At 62.0% G+C, this 16090-nt stretch carries 12 protein-coding genes and 1 pseudogene; 3 read left to right on the top strand and 10 right to left on the bottom strand.

The features are described from left to right. Position 1 precedes the first annotated feature (1 nt). The 8 genes from QA637_RS11360 to QA637_RS11325 all read right to left on the bottom strand — a co-directional run bounded on the left by QA637_RS11360 (position 2) and on the right by QA637_RS11325 (position 9668). Positions 2-2230: a TonB-dependent siderophore receptor gene (locus QA637_RS11360; protein WP_153440771.1), complete on the bottom strand. Its 2229-nt coding sequence runs from the start codon at positions 2228-2230 to the stop codon at positions 2-4. Between the two features lie 280 nt (positions 2231-2510). Further along, the gene (locus QA637_RS11355) at positions 2511-3002 is read right to left on the bottom strand and encodes an ester cyclase (RefSeq protein ID WP_283061476.1); all 492 of its coding nucleotides are present in this window, start codon (positions 3000-3002) and stop codon (positions 2511-2513) included. A 15-nt stretch (positions 3003-3017) separates the two neighbouring features. Further along, positions 3018-4445 carry a gamma-aminobutyraldehyde dehydrogenase gene (locus QA637_RS11350; RefSeq protein WP_283061474.1) on the bottom strand — a complete coding sequence of 476 codons (1428 nt, stop codon included), beginning with the start codon at positions 4443-4445 and terminating at the stop codon, positions 3018-3020. Between the two features lie 25 nt (positions 4446-4470). Continuing rightward, entirely contained in the window at positions 4471-5286 is an 816-nt protein-coding gene (locus QA637_RS11345; RefSeq protein WP_153440768.1) for an ABC transporter permease, read from the bottom strand. Beyond that, entirely contained in the window at positions 5276-6226 is a 951-nt protein-coding gene (locus tag QA637_RS11340) for an ABC transporter permease (protein ID WP_153440767.1), read from the bottom strand. The genes QA637_RS11345 and QA637_RS11340 overlap by 11 nt, the downstream gene beginning before the upstream one ends. Further along, positions 6223-7221 carry an ABC transporter ATP-binding protein gene (locus QA637_RS11335; protein ID WP_153440766.1) on the bottom strand — a complete coding sequence of 333 codons (999 nt, stop codon included), beginning with the start codon at positions 7219-7221 and terminating at the stop codon, positions 6223-6225. Before QA637_RS11335 ends, QA637_RS11340 begins: the two co-directional genes overlap by 4 nt. Positions 7222-7429: 208 nt before the next feature. Beyond that, the gene (locus QA637_RS11330) at positions 7430-8590 is read right to left on the bottom strand and encodes an ABC transporter substrate-binding protein (protein ID WP_153436334.1); all 1161 of its coding nucleotides are present in this window, start codon (positions 8588-8590) and stop codon (positions 7430-7432) included. Between the two features lie 169 nt (positions 8591-8759). Continuing rightward, a complete protein-coding gene (locus tag QA637_RS11325) occupies positions 8760-9668 on the bottom strand; it encodes a LysR family transcriptional regulator (protein ID WP_136506594.1) in 909 nt (302 codons plus the stop codon). 185 nt (positions 9669-9853) lie between these two features. Between QA637_RS11325 and QA637_RS11320 the strand changes: the two genes are divergently transcribed. Both QA637_RS11320 and QA637_RS11315 read left to right on the top strand, forming a co-directional pair. Next, on the top strand, positions 9854-10777 hold the full coding sequence (locus QA637_RS11320; protein WP_153436335.1) for an alpha/beta hydrolase: 924 nt from the start codon (positions 9854-9856) through the stop codon (positions 10775-10777). A 7-nt stretch (positions 10778-10784) separates the two neighbouring features. Next, positions 10785-11182: pseudogene (locus QA637_RS11315) on the top strand (ACT domain-containing protein). Positions 11183-11392: 210 nt separating this feature from the next. Here QA637_RS11315 and QA637_RS11310 read toward each other — a convergent pair. Continuing rightward, positions 11393-13390, bottom strand: a complete 1998-nt coding sequence (locus QA637_RS11310; RefSeq protein ID WP_153436336.1) for a CocE/NonD family hydrolase — start codon at positions 13388-13390, stop codon at positions 11393-11395. Between the two features lie 182 nt (positions 13391-13572). Beyond that, the gene (locus QA637_RS11305) at positions 13573-15162 is read right to left on the bottom strand and encodes an ABC transporter substrate-binding protein (protein ID WP_153436337.1); all 1590 of its coding nucleotides are present in this window, start codon (positions 15160-15162) and stop codon (positions 13573-13575) included. Between the two features lie 127 nt (positions 15163-15289). On the opposite strand from QA637_RS11305, the gene QA637_RS11300 reads away from it, so the two are divergent. Further along, the gene (locus QA637_RS11300; RefSeq protein WP_184108538.1) at positions 15290-16084 is read left to right on the top strand and encodes a helix-turn-helix domain-containing protein; all 795 of its coding nucleotides are present in this window, start codon (positions 15290-15292) and stop codon (positions 16082-16084) included. The last annotated feature ends 6 nt before the right edge of the window (positions 16085-16090 follow it).

The following is a 16090-nucleotide window of genomic DNA, read 5'->3' as shown; positions in this document are numbered from 1 at the left end:
ACTACCAGTTGTAACGCAGCGAGCCGATAACAGTGCGGCCCTGGTCGCGGTAGCAATAGTTCGATGTGCAGGTGATGTCGCGGCGGTCGAAGAGGTTGGTCGCGTTCACTTGCAATTGCAGCCCCTCATACTTCTTGTCGATCGCCGCGAAGTCGTAATGGACGGAGGCATCGAAGAGCACGCGTGCATCGTTCTTAAGTGTGTTGTAGTCGTCGCCATAACTTGAGCCGATGTAACGGGCGCCAAAGCCGAAGCCGAGACCCTCGGCGACGCTGTCCTCGGGCATCGTGTAGTCCGCCCAGATCGAGGCGAGATGAAAGGGTGTGCTGGAAACATGATTCCCGACGGTTCCGGCGGCGCCTTCTAGGATTTTCACATTGGTGTAGCTATAGGCCGCGGTCAGCGACAGACCATTGTCGAGGCTCGTGGTGGCTTCCAACTCAAGGCCGCGCGAACGAAGCTTACCACGCTGGACCTGCCTGTTCTTAGTGCCGATGACTTCCCAGAAGACACCATTCTCCTGGTCGATGTTGAAGAGCGCCGCAGTCAGCAGCACATTGTAGTCGGACAGGAGGTACTTGACGCCGATTTCTTGTTGCGTGCTTTCTGTCGGTTTGAACGGTTGGTTCGTCTCCCCGTTGATGCCGACGTTGGGAGAGAAAGCGGTCGAGTAGCTAGCGTAGGGGGCGAGACCGAAATCGGTCTCGTAGGTTAGGCCGATGCGGCCGGAGAATGCCTTGTCATTCTGCGAGACGTCCGTTGTGGTATCCGTGGTCAGGTCCGTCATGCTGCTGTCGGTCCAAACCCAGTCATATCGGCCACCGACCGTCAGCGTCCAGGCTTCGTAGCGAATCTGATCCTGCAGATATGTGCCGAGCTGCCATTGGTCCTGCTTGTCGTTGGAAGTGAAAGCAGGCGTTGCGATCGGTGCCCCAAAGTTCGGGTCTGCCAGGACAATGGGCGTGATCTCGGCTTCGCCACCGAGTGCCTTGTAGCGGAGTTTCGCCACGTCGATTCCTGCAAGCAGTGTGTGGTCGAATATGCCGGTCGCGAAGTTCGATTCCAACTGGTTGTCAACGACCATCGACGTGAGGCGTTCATCGAAAACGCCGGCCATGCGACCGATTCGAGTCGGATCGAGAACATCGTCGTAGGGGTTGTCCGGATCGAGTGGATCGACGATGAACGGGCCGTATCCGTAGACGTATTGCGCATCGATATGCAGCGTAGAAAGACGAAGGTTTTGGCGGAAGGTTAGTGCTTCGTTAACACTGTGCTCGAACTCGTAACCGATACGACCTTGGTTCTGGATCGAATCGTTGAAGGCCGGATCGCCGAGGAAGATGTCGGTGACGGAGCCGAAGCCCCCGTAGTAGAAATCGTTGTAATTGGCGGCCGTACCACCGGTCTTGGTGCGGGTATATTCGCCGAGGATGGTCAGCTTCGTATCTTCGTCCGGCTTCCAGGTGAAAGCGGGTGCTATGTAGGCGCGATCGTCCGGCACGCTGATCTGTTCGGTGTTTGAATCGCGTAGAAGTCCAGTGAGGCGATAGTAAACCGGATCTGTTTCATTAACCGGGCCGGAAAAGTCGAACTGCCCTTGATAGCGATCATGGGTTCCCACTTGAATCTGCACCTCACGCACCGCCTCTTCTGTAGCTCGTTTGGTAATGAGGTTGTAAAGACCTCCGGCACCGGTCGCGCCATAGAGTGCCGAAGACGGGCCGCGCAGAATCGAAACGCCCTCAAGCCCATATGGCTCATTCTTGAAGAGCGAGGAACCTGCGGCGGGCTGGCGGAGATTGTCACGGAAAACGCCGGTATAAGTGACGTCGAAGCCACGAACGTAGAAGGAGTCGAAACGGGGATCGAAGCCGTAGGCGTTCACCCAGGTGCCCGGCGTATAAGCCAGCGTCTCGAGCAGCGTCTGCGGGTTGCGATCCCTCAACTGCTGTTCCGTTACCGATGAGATCGACTGCGGCGTTTCAAGAAAGGGCGTGTCGACCTTGGCTCCAGTTGCGCTGCTGATGCCGACGTAACCATCGGCGGTGATGACGCCGCCGCTTCCGCCGTTGACGACCAGCGTTTCGAGCGCGGTCGAATCTCCGCTGGACGTCGTGTCCTCCTGCTGTGCTTCCTGCGCATGGGCGGCTGCCACGAGAGCGAGGGCGGAGGTGCCGGCAAGGGTGGCGCGGACAAGCGGCAGCAAGAGGGTTCTGGTGGCGGGCATGCGATGCAACTTTCTGATCGGTAAGCGAAATTCTATAAGATGAGCTATTCACTCATGATTTATGTCGATGCAAGTGGCTTTTCATGAGTCTAAGACTCATGTTTTAGGATTTGTGGGAAATTTGCAACAATTGCTCCGCCCGGCGTGCCGCGCGTTTATGTTCGCAGTCCATCATGGAAGCGCATAAACAAACCCTCCGGTCGACGTGGGATCGACCGGAGGGTTTGTTTTGCCGATGCGACTTGAAGTCGGGGCGGGCGCTAACCGCGCCGGCGGGCGGCTAGATCAACCCGAGCTGCTTGTAGAAGCCGAGCGCGTCGTAATAGTCGCTCTGCGTGGAAATCTTGCCGTCCTTGACGGTAAAGACCGAGGCTCCGGTAATCTTGAACGTCTTGTTGGTGGCGGCGGTGCCGTCGGCCCAGGCGCCCGAATTGGTGCCCGAGAATTCCCACTCGAACGACACCTTGTCGCTGGCGGCGATCGGGTCGCCCTTCATGGTCCAGACGGCGTCGGGAACGGCATTCAGGAAATTGTCGATGACGCCAATTTTGGCGGCATCCTTGCCGTTCACGGGCTTGCCGACGGAAGCATCGTAATAGGTGACATCCTCGGCGAAGTAGGACGCGGCCTTGCTCGAGTCATGGGCGTTCCACGCGGCAAGATAGGCCGCAACCACAGTCGGAGCATCATCAGCCGCGAAGGCCGGCGTTGAAGAGAGAAGGGTGCTCAGGCCTAGCGCGCCGGCGGCGGCGAGTAGTTGACGGCGATACATGATGGCATCCTCCCATTAGCCATGATTGATCATGATGTGGCGAACGGCCGTGTAGTCCTCGAGCGCATAGACCGACATGTCCTTGCCGTAGCCGGATTGCTTGACGCCGCCATGTGGCATCTCGTTGGTCAGCATGAAATGCGTGTTGATCCAGGTACAGCCGTATTGCAGGCGGGACGCCGCCCGCATCGCCTTGGTGATGTCCTTCGTCCAAACGGAGGACGCGAGGCCGTAGTCGCTGTCGTTCGCCCAGGCGACGGCATCATCGCTGCCGATGAAGCGGGTGACGGAGACCACCGGCCCGAACACTTCGCGGCGCACGATCTCGTCTGCTTGCGTGGCGCCGGCGACGACAGTCGGCTTGAAGAAGAAGCCGTCCTTGCTGCCCGGAGCGCCACCGGTTGTGATCTCGATGTGCTTCTGGTCCGCCGCCCGTTCGACGAAGCTTGCGACACGGTCCCGCTGCCGCTTGGAGATCAGCGGGCCGATCTCGTTTTCGGTGTCGTCATCGAGGTTGTAGCGGATCGTCGAGACGGCGGACGTCAGGTCGGCAACGAGCTTCTCGTAGATGCCGGCGTCGGCATAGATGCGGCAGGCGGCGGTGCAATCCTGGCCGGCATTGTAGTAGCCGAAGGTACGGATGCCGTTCACCACCGCTTCCAGATCTGCGTCGTCATAGACGATGACCGGCGCCTTCCCGCCAAGCTCGAGATGGGTGCGCTTCACCGTCTTGGCGGCGGCGGCGAGCACCTTTTTGCCGGTCGCGATATCGCCGGTGATCGAGACCATGGCGATCTTCGGATGGTTGATGAGCGTATTGCCGACGGTTTCTCCGCGGCCGGTAACGACGTTGACGACGCCTTCGGGCAGGATCTCCGCGAGCAGCCGCGCGAGCTTCAGCGCCGTCAGCGGCGTCTGTTCCGAAGGCTTGAAGACCACCGTGTTGCCGCCGCCGATCGCGGGCGCGAGCTTCCAGGCCATCATCATCAGCGGGTAGTTCCAGGGCGCGATCGAGCCGACGATGCCGATCGGATCGCGGCGAATCATCGAGGTATGCCCCGGCAGATATTCACCCGCCGTCGGGGCGTGCAGGTTGCGCACCGCGCCGGCGAAGAAGCGCCAGCAGTCGATGATCGCCGGCAGTTCGTCGTTCTTCACCGCATTGATCGGCTTGCCGCAGTTCAGCGCTTCCAGCGCGGCGAAGCCGTCGGCGTTCTTCTCGATCGTGTCGGCGATCTTCAGGAGATAGTTCGAGCGCTCGGCGGGCGTCGTCTGCGACCACGCGACGAAGGCGCGCTCGGCCGCATCGACGGCGACATCGAGTTGCGCATGGGAAGCCTCCGCGACATCGATGATCTTGGCGCCCGTCCTTGGATTCAGGATGTGCTCCTCGACCTCGGTCCCGGCTTCGAAGCGCGATCCGATCAAGAGTTGGGTGTCCATATCTGTTCTCCCTTTATGTTCGATGTCATTTGCCGGCGCCGGCGATCTGGTCGCCGTCGCGCGTCAGGTAATAGGCGCCGAGGATCGGCAGGAAAGTGACTACGACCACGATCATGGCGACGACGTTGGTCACCGGACGCTGACGCGGACGGATCAACTCCTCCAGCATCCAGATCGGCAGGGTCGATTGCTGCCCGGCAGTGAAGGTCGTGACGATCACCTCGTCGAAAGAAAGCGCGAAGGCGAGCATGCCGCCGGCAAGCAACGCCGTGCCGATGTTCGGCAGGATCACGTAGCGGAACGTCTGGAAGCCGTCGGCGCCGAGATCCATCGATGCCTCGATCAGCGAGCCGGAAATGCGCCGGAAGCGGGCGACCGCATTGTTGTAGACGACGACGATACAGAAGGTCGCGTGGCCGAGAACGATGGTCCAGAAGGAAAACGGGATGTCCGCCATCGAGAAGGCCGAGCGCAGCGCGATGCCGGTGATGATGCCGGGGAGCGCGATCGGCAGGATGACAAGCAGTGAGATCGTCTCGCGGCCGAAGAAGCGGGTCTGGCTAACAGCGGCGGCACAGAGCGTGCCGAGCAGCAGGGCCGTGGCTGTTGCGATCGAGGCAACCTTGACCGAGAGTGCCAGCGCCGCCCAGACGTCCGGCCGGTCCCATGCGACACCGAACCACTGCGTCGTCAGGCCGGGCGGCGGGAACTGGTAGCTCTTCTCCTCCGTCGTGAAAGCGTAGAGGAAGATCAGCAGGATCGGCAGATGCATGAAGGCGAGGCCGACTGCTGCCGCGATCTTCAGGCTCAGGGGGGCGCGATTCGATTTTTCAGAGCGCATCGAAGGCCCCCATGCGTTTGGCCATCCAGAGATAGAGGCCCATGATGACGATCGGCACGACCGTGAAGGCGGCGGCGAGCGGAATGTTGCCGGCGGTGCCCTGCTGGGCATAGACCGCCTGGCCGATGAAGAGCCGCGATGAGCCGATGATCTGCGGAATGATGTAGTCGCCGAGCGTCAGCGAGAAGGTGAAGATCGATCCGGCGACGATGCCCGGCAGCGCCAGCGGGAAGAGCACGTAGCGGAAGGTCTGAGCCGGCGTGCCGCCGAGGTCGGACGAAGCTTCGATCAGGTTTGACGGTACCCGCTCCAGCGCTGCCTGGATCGGCAGGATCATGAACGGCATCCAGACATAGACGAAGACGATGAAGGTGCCGGTGTAGCTGACCGACAGCGAATTGCCGCCAACGACCGGAAGCGCGAGCCACGCATCGAGCAGCCAGAGCAGGTTCAGCTTCTCGAAAATCCAGGTAAGAATGCCCTCCTTGGCGAGGATCAGCTTCCACGCGTAAATCTTGACGAGATAGCTCGACCAGAGCGGCAGCATGACGCCGAGATAGAACAGCACCTTCCATTTTCCGCGCGCGTAGCGGGCCGCGTAATAGGCGATCGGGAAGGCAATCAGCGCGGAGACGAGCGTTACCACCGCCGCCATCGTGACGGTACGGATGATGATGTCGAGATTGGTTTCGCTCAAAAGCTGGCGATAGGTGGCGAGCGTGAACTCGTAGTTGATGAGACCGGAGAAATCGTCGATCGAGAAGAAGCTCTGCAGTAGAAGTGCGAAGAGCGACCCGAGATAGACGACGCCGAGCCAGAGGAGCGGCGGCCCTAGCAGTACCGCGAGAAGCACATGCGGGTGCCTCCAGAAGAAGTCCGAGAGACGGCCGGCGGTGCTGCGGCGTTCCGGAAGGATGATGCTTTCGGCGACGATGGTCATGCGTCCTCCATCGGGTGAAGGTCGCGTACGGCGAAGCTGATCGTAACCGGGCTGCCGATCGCCGGTACCGCTTGTGCAGCAGGTGATGCAACGGCGATACGCGCGCCGTCGACATCGACGACGACGCGGTTGGTCGCACCGAGAAAGCTTTGGCCGGCGACGGTGCCGGCGAGGCTCAGAGCGCCGTTGCCCGGGGCCGCGAGCGCGATCGCCTCCGGGCGGAGGCTGGCGAAGGATGCCTTTACGCCCAGCCTCTGACAGAGCTTGGTCGAGAGGACGTTGGACGAGCCGACGAAATCGGCGACGAAGCGGGTCTTCGGTTGGTTGTAGACCTCTTCCGGTCTGCCGAGCTGCTGGATCCGGCCCTCATTGAAGACCGCGATGCGGTCGGCCATCGACAACGCCTCGCCCTGGTCGTGGGTGACGAAGACGAAGGTGATGCCGAGCGATTTCTGCAGGCTCTTCAGTTCTTCCTGCATCTGTTCGCGGAGCTTCAGGTCGAGTGCTCCAAGCGGCTCGTCGAGGAGCAGCACCTTCGGCTTGTTGACGAGCGCGCGGGCAAGGGCCACGCGCTGGCGCTGGCCGCCGGAAAGCTGGCCGGGGCGGCGCGTGCCGTAGCCCGGCAGCTTGACCATGGCGAGCGCATCCTCGGCGGCCTTGCGGCGTTCCTCACGGCCGGCGCCCTTGACCATCAGGCCATAGGCGACATTGTCGAGGATCGAGAGATGCGGAAAGAGCGCGTAATCCTGGAACACGGTGTTGACGCTGCGCCGGTAGGGCGGCACGCCTTCGGCCGTCTCGCCGAAAATTTCGATGTGGCCGCCGGTCGGCTGCTCGAAGCCGGCCATCAATCTGAGGCAGGTGGTCTTTCCTGAGCCCGAGGGCCCGAGCATGGCGAAGAATTCGCCCTCGGCGATGTCGAGGTTCACGCGATCGACGGCACGGACGGCGCCGAAATGGCGGGAAACGTTGTCGAAGAGGACGGCGGTGGTCATAGGGATGCTCCGGGTCTTAGCCCCTCATCCGCCTGCCGGCACCTTCTCCCCGCAGGCGGGGAGAAGGTGACACACGGCAAGTGCGGCATACGGGAACGCACTCCCTCCCCCTTGTGGGGAGGGTTGGGGAGGGGACCCTTGGCAAAGAAACCCCTCCCGGCCCTTTGGGCCACCCTCCCCACTAGGGGGAGGGAGAACGGCGGCTGGCTTACCGCCCGCCGATCACGCCGATATAGTCGGAAACCCAGCGGTGGTAGGGCACGCATTCGCCCTGGCTCTCGCACTTCGTCACCGGCGTCTTCCAGAACTTGACCTTGTCGAAATCCTCGTAGCCGTTGGTCTTGCAGCCTGCGTCGGTCAAAAGTTCATTGCCCTTACAGGCGGCGCCGACCGAGGGGTTCGCGCCGAACCAGGCGGAAACGTCGCCCTGCACCTTCGGCGAAAGCGTATGCTCCATCCACATGTAGGCGCAGTTCGGGTGCGCGCTGTCGGCGTGCAGCATGGTCGTATCCGCCCAGCCCGTCACCCCTTCTTCCGGGATGACCGAGGCGATCGGCAGCTTCTCGGCTTCCATCAGGTTGACCTGGAACGGCCAGGAGCCGGAAGCGACGACGCCTTCGTTCTTGAAATCGTCGATCTGGATCATCGCGTCGTGCCAGTAGCGGCCGACGAGGGTGCGCTGGGTGCGAAGCAGGTCGAGCGCGGCCTTGTACTGGTCCTCGTTGAGCTCGTAGGGATCCTTGATGCCGAGATCGGGCTTGTGTGCCATCAGGTAGTTGGCAGCATCGGCGACGTGGATCGGGCCGTCATAGGCCTGGACGCGGCCCTTGTTGGACTTGCCGTCAGGCAGCGTCATTTCCTCGAAGACGACGTTCCAGCTCTTGGGCGCTTCGCCCTTGAACGCATCCTTGTTGTACATCAGCACGTTCGGGCCCCAGACATAGGGGGTGCCGTAGTGGACGCCGGCGACCGTGTGCCACGGCGCATTCTGCATGCGCTCGTCGATCGTCTTCCAGCTCGGGATGAGGTCGGTGTTGATCGGCTGAACGCGCTTGCCGGCGACGAGGCGCAGGGAGGCATCACCAGAGGCAGTGACGAGGTCGAAGCCGCCTTCGTTCATGAGCGCGACCATTTCATCCGAGGTGGCTGCGGTCTTGACGCTGACCTTGCAGCCTGTCTGTTTCTCGAAGTCGGTGACCCAGTCGTAGTTCTTGTCGGTTTCGCCGCGCTCGATGTATCCGGCCCAGGCGACGATCGACAGCTCCCCTTCGCCCTTGCCCAACTCCTTCAGCGGCTCCTGCGCGAGCGCAGGGGCGACGAGTGCCAGCGAAAGAGTAAGCGCCGTGCAGGATTTCAAGATCTGCTTCATCGGAAGTCTCCCCAGTTTATGCCGCGTTCTGCAGCTTTGTTCCCGGATCGAAGCGTGCCTTGATTTCTCCGCATTCGCAAATTCATTAATCAGAATGTCGCTATCGCTTTTTCCGATACCGTAGTGCTAAAACGGCTTTCCGTGCGCATTTCCCAGGCCGAGCACAACCTTAGCGGGGGCGGGCGCTGCGAAGGGCTTCGGCGATTCCGACAAAATCGCGTGCCGATTGCGGCAGGCTGGAGCCTTTGCGCCAGACCATGCCGACCTGCACCACCGGCAGGGCACCGGATACGTCGCGGCTTTCGATCCGGTCGCCTTCGAGCGACCAGGGGCGATAGACGAGATCGGGCAACAGCGCGATCCCGGCGCCGGTCGCGACCAGGCTTCTGACCGCCTCCACGGAGCGGGTGCGGAAGGCGACGTGCGGGCGAGCGCCAAGCGCCGTCAGGAGCTTGCCGGTGTTCTCCTCGATTTCGTCCACAGTCAGCATGATCAGCGGCTCCTTGGCGATGTCGTCGACCGAGATGATGTCGGCGCTGACGAGCGGATGGCCGATCGGAAGCCAGACGCGATAAGGCGAGGTTTCGAGGATTTCGGCCTGCAGCGCCATGCGGTCGCGCAGGTTGGAGATCACCATCACGGCGACGTCGAGTTCGCCGCCGATCAACAGATGTTCGAGATAGGAGCCGTTGTCCTCGATCGCGCTCACCTCGACGCCGGGACAGGCACGACGGTAACGGGCGAGCAGGTCGGAGAGAACATAGCCTGCGACAAGCGAGGTAACGCCCAGATTGAGCTTGCCGCCGAGTTCCTCGCGGCTGTCGGAAAAACTGCGTCGCGCATCGGAAACGTCGGCCAGGATCTTTGTTGCGTGGCGCAGGAACTGGTGGCCGTTGTGGGTGATCGACAGACCGCGCGGATGGCGGTCGAAAAGTTCGACGCCGAGGTCGGTCTCGAGTTCCTTGATCGCTTCGGTAATCGACGACTGCGAAATCGAAAGGTTCTGCGCCGCGCGGGTGACGGAGCCCTGCTCGGCGACGGCGATGAAATACTGCAATTGCCGGAGTGTGAATGCCATGAACGGACTTAACACCGGGCAGCGACCCGATGGCAAGCGAGGCAGTGAGGCTGCGCCATGCCGTGCCGCATTTTGTCGTGCGCGAGGAGATGCCGATGGTAAGGTCTCTGCTACAGCGCCGTGCGTCCTCTCAGACGCTGTAGCACTTTGAATTGCGGCATGTTTCCTTCAATCGGGAGAGCAGGATGGATTCGAAGACACCGCGACCAATGCCGACTGAGCCGAGCATTCTTGCCTTTCACGAACGCTGTGAGGCATTCTATCCTGCCGATGCGGTCAACGCCTCGATTGAGCAGCAGCGCCAGTGGTACGATGCGCTTTGCGCCGAATTCGATGCACCGTCTCCGGCAGGACTGATACGGCGGGACGAGCAGGTCGGCGGCCGCATCCCGCTTCGACGTTATCGCCCGGCCGAGGTGGCTACCGAAACGTGCATTTTTTACATCCATGGCGGCGGTTCCGTCGTCGGCTCGCTCGACAGCCATGATGCGATCTGTGCGGAGCTTGCGCATGGCGCGCGGGCGGAACTCGTCTCCGTGGACTACCGGCTTGCGCCGGAACACGTCTGGCCGGCGGCGTTCGATGACTGCTATGAGGTGTTGCAGAGGCTGCTTGCGGGACGCAGTCCAGTGGTTGTCGCAGGCGACAGTGCAGGTGGCAATCTCACGGCGGGCATCGTGCTCAAGGCGAAGGCCGAAGGGCTTTCCGGTATTATCGGCCAAGTGCTGATCTATCCGGCTCTTGGCGGCGATCTTGTCAGCGGCTCCTATATGGAGATGGCCGAGGCGCCTGGTCTCACGACGGCCGACGTAGCTTATTACCGCGACACCCTGAAGGCGCCGGCGGACAATCCTTTCGCCCATCCGCTGAAGGCTGGCGATCTTTCCGGCTCGCCGCCGGCCTATATTACTGCAGCGAATTTCGATCCCTTGCGCGATGATGCGCGGAATTATGCGGCACGGCTCGCGCAGGCCGGCGTCGATGTCACCTACCGTGAAGAGCCGCAGATGATCCATGCGTGGCTCCGGGCCCGGCACATGAGTCCGGGCGCAGAAGAAGGCTTTCTCCACCTCGTCCACGGCGTGGCGCGGTTGGTCGGGACAAGGTGAGGGCCCCGTGAGCGGAGTAACCGATCTCGCCCGCCTTCTGGCGGAGATGAACCCGATCCTGCGGGAAGGCGAATATGTCTACTGCACCGTTCAGGACGATACGGCGTCCGCGCTTGCGCTGGAACCGATCGGCACCTTTCGCGAGGCGGAAGGCCTGACGCTCATTCTCGAACGGTCGCGCGCGGAAGCGGCCGGGCTTTCCTATGGTCCCGTCCTGCGGCTCATCACGCTCAGCGTGCACTCCGCGCTCGAGGCCGTGGGCTGACGGCAGCGGTATCGGCCGCTCTCACCCGCGAGGGCGTTAGCGCCAATGTGGTAGCGGCCTATTATCATGATCACGTCTTTGTTCCGGCCGCCGATGCGGAGCGGGCGGTGGCAGCGTTGCAGGGATTGAGTGGGACATAGGTGGTCCGTGGGTGGACCTGCCCCTTACCCTAGCCCTCTCTCCGCGAGGGGACGCCGTCGCGGGTCCCGCCTTCCATGTCACCATCGGCCAGCCTTCGCTACAGGCGAAGAAGGGGAAGCTTGGCCCCGCGGGTCCCTTCGCCCCGCCTGCGGGGAGAAGGTCGCGGCAGCGGGATGAGGGGCCGCACAGCCCCGACGCGCGCCGGTCGCTCACATGAAATCTCGCCGAATGCGCTTTTCGAATGTCTTTTCGAAAATCTTCTCATCGCCCTCGAAAGCCTCGACCTTGGCCGAAGTGATCCATTCGGTCTCAGTGCAGGCCAAGCGAGCCGTCGAGGCCGTCTTCACCACCTGATCGCCGCGCCGCGCAATGCAGGTCCAGGTGGAAACGCCCGTCATCGAATGCGGATCACCGGGCGCGATCGACCAGGTTTCGTCGCGGATGTCCTGCGTCGCGTTGCCGGTGCCGGGATGCTCGACGAGGCCGGTATCCTCATAGATCCGGTAGTGAGTCACGCCCTTCGTCATGTCGCGTTCGACCGTGCGGCGCGTTTGGGCCGGTGAATGCTCGATGTAGTGGGGCAGCGGATTTGGATCGGCCGGCTGCGGAACGACGACCTCGCGATGGTCGCCGAGAAGCGGCAGAGAGAGCGACAGGCTGGCCGTGTCGATCGTCAGGCCCGGATCGGTCGGCGGCGGCAGGATCATCGGCCAGTAGGACGTCGACAGCGACAGGCGGATGCGGTGGCCGGCGCGGAAGCGATAGCCACAGGCGTCGAGCACCATAGTGACGCGCGTCCTGCGGTTCTTCTCCATAGGCTGCGGCGTCGCATTGCTGTGGCGATGGGCGAGATTGAGCACGCCGAAGGCGACGCGCGTCGCGGTGCCGTCGGGATGAATATCGACGATACGGGCAACGAGGTTCGCGGTCTCGGCGCTGCAGGACACGTCGAGACTGAGTACCGGCTGCCCGAGATAATCCTGCGCTTCGAGTAGCGGCTGCGTTTCGAAGGTGAGCGATCCAGCGTCATCGATGCGTTGGTCGCCCGCCATTTCGGCATCCGGTTTCAGTGTGAAATATTCGCCGGAGGCTGTGCCGGTATCGAGCGGTGAGCGGAGATACACATCGCCGATGCCCTTCGCCGCCGAGGCGCCAGCTGTCAGGCTGCCGTCGCCGGCGATGGCAAACTTGCGCATTTCCGGCGTCGTCCAAACGTCCTTGGCGACCCATCGCCCTGGGTCTTCATTTCGCCTGAGCGCAGGCCTCGGTCCATCCAGAATGTAGGCGCGCATTTGCGGCACATGTTCCGCGTCATTTTTCTCATCCCTGAGCCAGCGGTTCCACCAGCGGATCGCCTCGCTGTGGAAATCTGCGCGCGGCTTCGGCCAGGCGAAATGCGGATATTTGTGCACCCAGGGCCCGATCAGAGCCTTGGCCTTACTGCCGAGGCCCTCGACGGCCTTGATGGGCGTGTTGCGGTAACCGTCGGCCCATCCCGCGATCACCAGTGCAGGGATCGGGAAGCCCTCGAAATCCTCGCAAATCGAGCCATGGCGCCAGAAATCATCGCGGCGCTGGTGCTCGAGCCACTCCTCCAGGAAGAAGGGTTCGTTTTCGAGCCGCTCCAGCCACATTTCCCTCCAGCGTTCGCCGACAAGCTCGGGATCCGGCGAGCGTGATTGATAGGCGAGCATGGTCGCCGCCCAGGAGAGCTGCGCCGAGAGATGGCAGCCGTTCTTGTAATGGATGTCGTCGTTGTAGCGGTCGACGGTCGAGGCGATCGAGATGACCGCTTTGAGCGCCGGCGGCTTCAGGGCCGCCACCTGCAGGCAATTGAAGCCGCCCCAGGAAATGCCCATCATCCCGACCTTGCCGTTTGACCACGGCTGCGACGCGATCCATTCGATGATCTCGCAGCCGTCGGAAAGCTCGCGCGGCGTATATTCCCCGTCGATCACGCCTTCGGATTCGCCCGAGCCGCGGATGTCGACGCGCACGCCGGCAATGCCTGCAGCCGCAAAGACCGGATAGGTGGATTCGTCGCGGGCACACGTTCCATCGCGCTTGCGATAGGGCAGATATTCGAGAACGGCCGGCACGGGATTCTGCTCCGTGCCCTCCGGCATCCAGACGCGCGCGGCAAGCCGCGTCCCGTCCTTGAGCGTGATCCATTCGTTCTCGAGGACGGTAAAGTTGCGATCGGCCATTGTGTACCTCCCGATCCATTTGCGACGATTGACATGCAGGATGCGGGCGGAAAAACCGCCCACACTTTTCCTCGTTCCGCTTTGGGGTGGGATACGCTCACGTGCGTTCGCGCCACCGCCCCATCTGTTTGTTTAGCCGCATTTGTGCGACGTCAGGTGATTCCACCTGCCTGCAAAATACTTTAGCTGTCGAACCAGACGCGGCTTCCGACATAGCCGTTCGAAAGGTCGTTGCCGATGTCGTGCACGAAGCCCTTCAGCGAGGCGGAGGCGGCATTCACGTAGTCGTTGAAGACGGGCAGGATCAGGCCGCCTTCGTCGCGTACCATGATTGCCATCGTATGATAGAGTTCCTTGCGCTTGGCTTCGTCAAGTTCGGAGCGTGCCTGCAAGAGCAGTTTGTCAAAATCCTCGCGCTTGAAGCGCGTGTCGTTCCATTCCGCGCTCGAGAGATAGGAAGTGGAATAGCGAGAGTCCTGCGTCGGCCGCCCGCCCCAGTAAGAGGCGCAGAACGGCTGGACGTTCCAGACATTTGTCCAATACCCATCCTCCGGCTCGCGCCTGACTTCTAGCTCGATGCCCGCCTTGCGGGCGCTTTCCTGGAAGAGCACCGCCGCGTCGACCGCGCCTGGGAATGCGGCATCGGATGTACGCAGCAGGATCGGCCGGTCATGGCCGGATTTCTTGTAGTGGAAGGCCGCTTTATCCGGATCGTAGACGCGCTGCTCGATACCCGTCGGCGCCAGCGCGTAGTTCTCGTTGACCGGATAGTCGTTGCCGAGCTTGCCGTAGCCACCAACGGCGCGATCCAGGATGCCTTGCCGATCGATCGCATATTTCAGCGCGAGCCTCAGATCGTTGTTGTCGAAGGGCGCCGTGTCGCAATGCATCAGGAAGCTGTAGAAGCCCTTGCCTGGCGTCTGAAGGATCTGAACGCGAGGCGCGCGCTTGAGAAGCGAGACGGTCTTCGGGTCGACGTTGTTGATGAAATGCACTTGGCCAGACGAAAGCGCCGCGATGCGCGCCGAGTTGTCGTTCATGACGATGATCTCGACGCTGTCGACAAAGCCGCGATCGGAGCGCCAGTCGGCGGTGTTCTTTTCGAAGGTCGCGCGGATGCCGGCCTCGTAGCTGATGAGCTTGTACGGGCCCGTTCCGATCGGCGAGGCAGGATTTTCGACGCCGCCGCCCGGCTGGATGATCAGGTGGTAATCGGTCAGCAGCAGAGGCAAGTCCGCATTGCCTTCCGAGAGCGTCAGAACGAGATCGCCGGCCTTTTCCTCGATCGTCTTGATCGATCGCATCAGTCCGAGGGCGCCCGACTTGGAGCCCTCGTCAGAGTGCCGCTTCAACGTCGCGACGACGTCAGCGACCGTCAGCTTGCTGCCGTCATGGAAGGCGATGTCGTTACGGATTTTGAAAGTCCAGACCGAAGCATCTGCGGAAGGCTCCCAGGAAGAGGCGATCGAGGGCAGGGGCGCTCCGGTAACCGGATCGGATTCGACGAGCTTGTCGCCCCAGAGATGGCCGATCACGAAGGACACGGAGCCGGTATAGGCGGCCGGATCGAGGGAGTCCGTCGTCGCGCCGCCCTTGAGGCCGAGTTTCAGGTGACCACCGCGTTTCGGCTCCTGTGCCTGCGCTGCGCCCGCTATCATTGTGCCGCCGAGGCCGGCGGCGAGACCCAGCGCCGCAGTCCCTGCAAGGAAGCCGCGGCGGTTGATGCCAGTCGGGACGATAAGGCCGTCGGGACGCTTCGTGAATTCCGTCATTTCAGAGTTCCCCTTGTGTGTTTGTTCGATGGAAGCCTAGCGCCTGCCTCACGCGACACAATTTCGCGACTTGACGCTGATTTACGCTAGTTTACGCTCCTCGATATCAAGAGGTCAGGAGGCCGATGTGGAGCAGGACGATGCATTCGTCACCAATTTGCGTTTCGCCTGCGCGACCCGGCGCTCGATCTCGCAGATTTGCCGCGAAATCGGTATCAATCGTCAGCAGTTTAATCGCTACATCAGCGGCGAGGCGCGGCCGTCGGCACACAATGTCGCGCGGATCGCGGCGTTCTTCGGGCTTTCGACGCAGGATTTTTCGCTGTCGCCGAGGCTGTTCGAAGCGCGGATGACACGGCCCGAGCGCCATCGCCTGGAAGCGGGGCAACTCCTTGAAGGATTTCCGGGCGATGCCGCGGCCCTCCGCCGCCATCTCGGCTACTACCAGACCTATCATCTTTCGCTCTCCTGGCCTGGCTTCATCGTCTGTTCCTGTGCGCATATCTACGAGGAAGGCGGCTCGATCCGGGTGAAATCGATCGAGCGCATTCGCGATGCGGCAAACGAGATCCAGCAGTTTTCGAAATATGTCGGCCTTGTCACCTTCTGGCGAAACCGCATCTTCATTGCCGAGCGTACCGTGGGGCACGCGTCAATGCTGGCGCAGACAATCCTAATGCCGTTCGAGGTGCACCAACGGGTCTATCTGCGCGGCACCACGATGGGGGTCTCGTGGCGGAAGGAGAACCTGCCTTATGCCTCGCGCATGATCTGGCGGCATCTCGGGCAGGGTCCGGACAAGCGTCAGATGCTTTCGCGCTGCGGGCTGCTTCCCTTCGGATCACGGCATTTGCCGTCTGCAGTCAGACGCTTTCTGGAGACGCGGGAGGCCGAAGTGCTGACCATACCGGCGGAGTACTAGAGTCGG

This window comes from Sinorhizobium terangae, from assembly GCF_029714365.1.
Lineage (GTDB): Bacteria > Pseudomonadota > Alphaproteobacteria > Rhizobiales > Rhizobiaceae > Sinorhizobium > Sinorhizobium terangae.
Note: the sequence above shows the minus strand (reverse complement) of the source record. Positions and strands in the feature narration are given on the sequence as shown.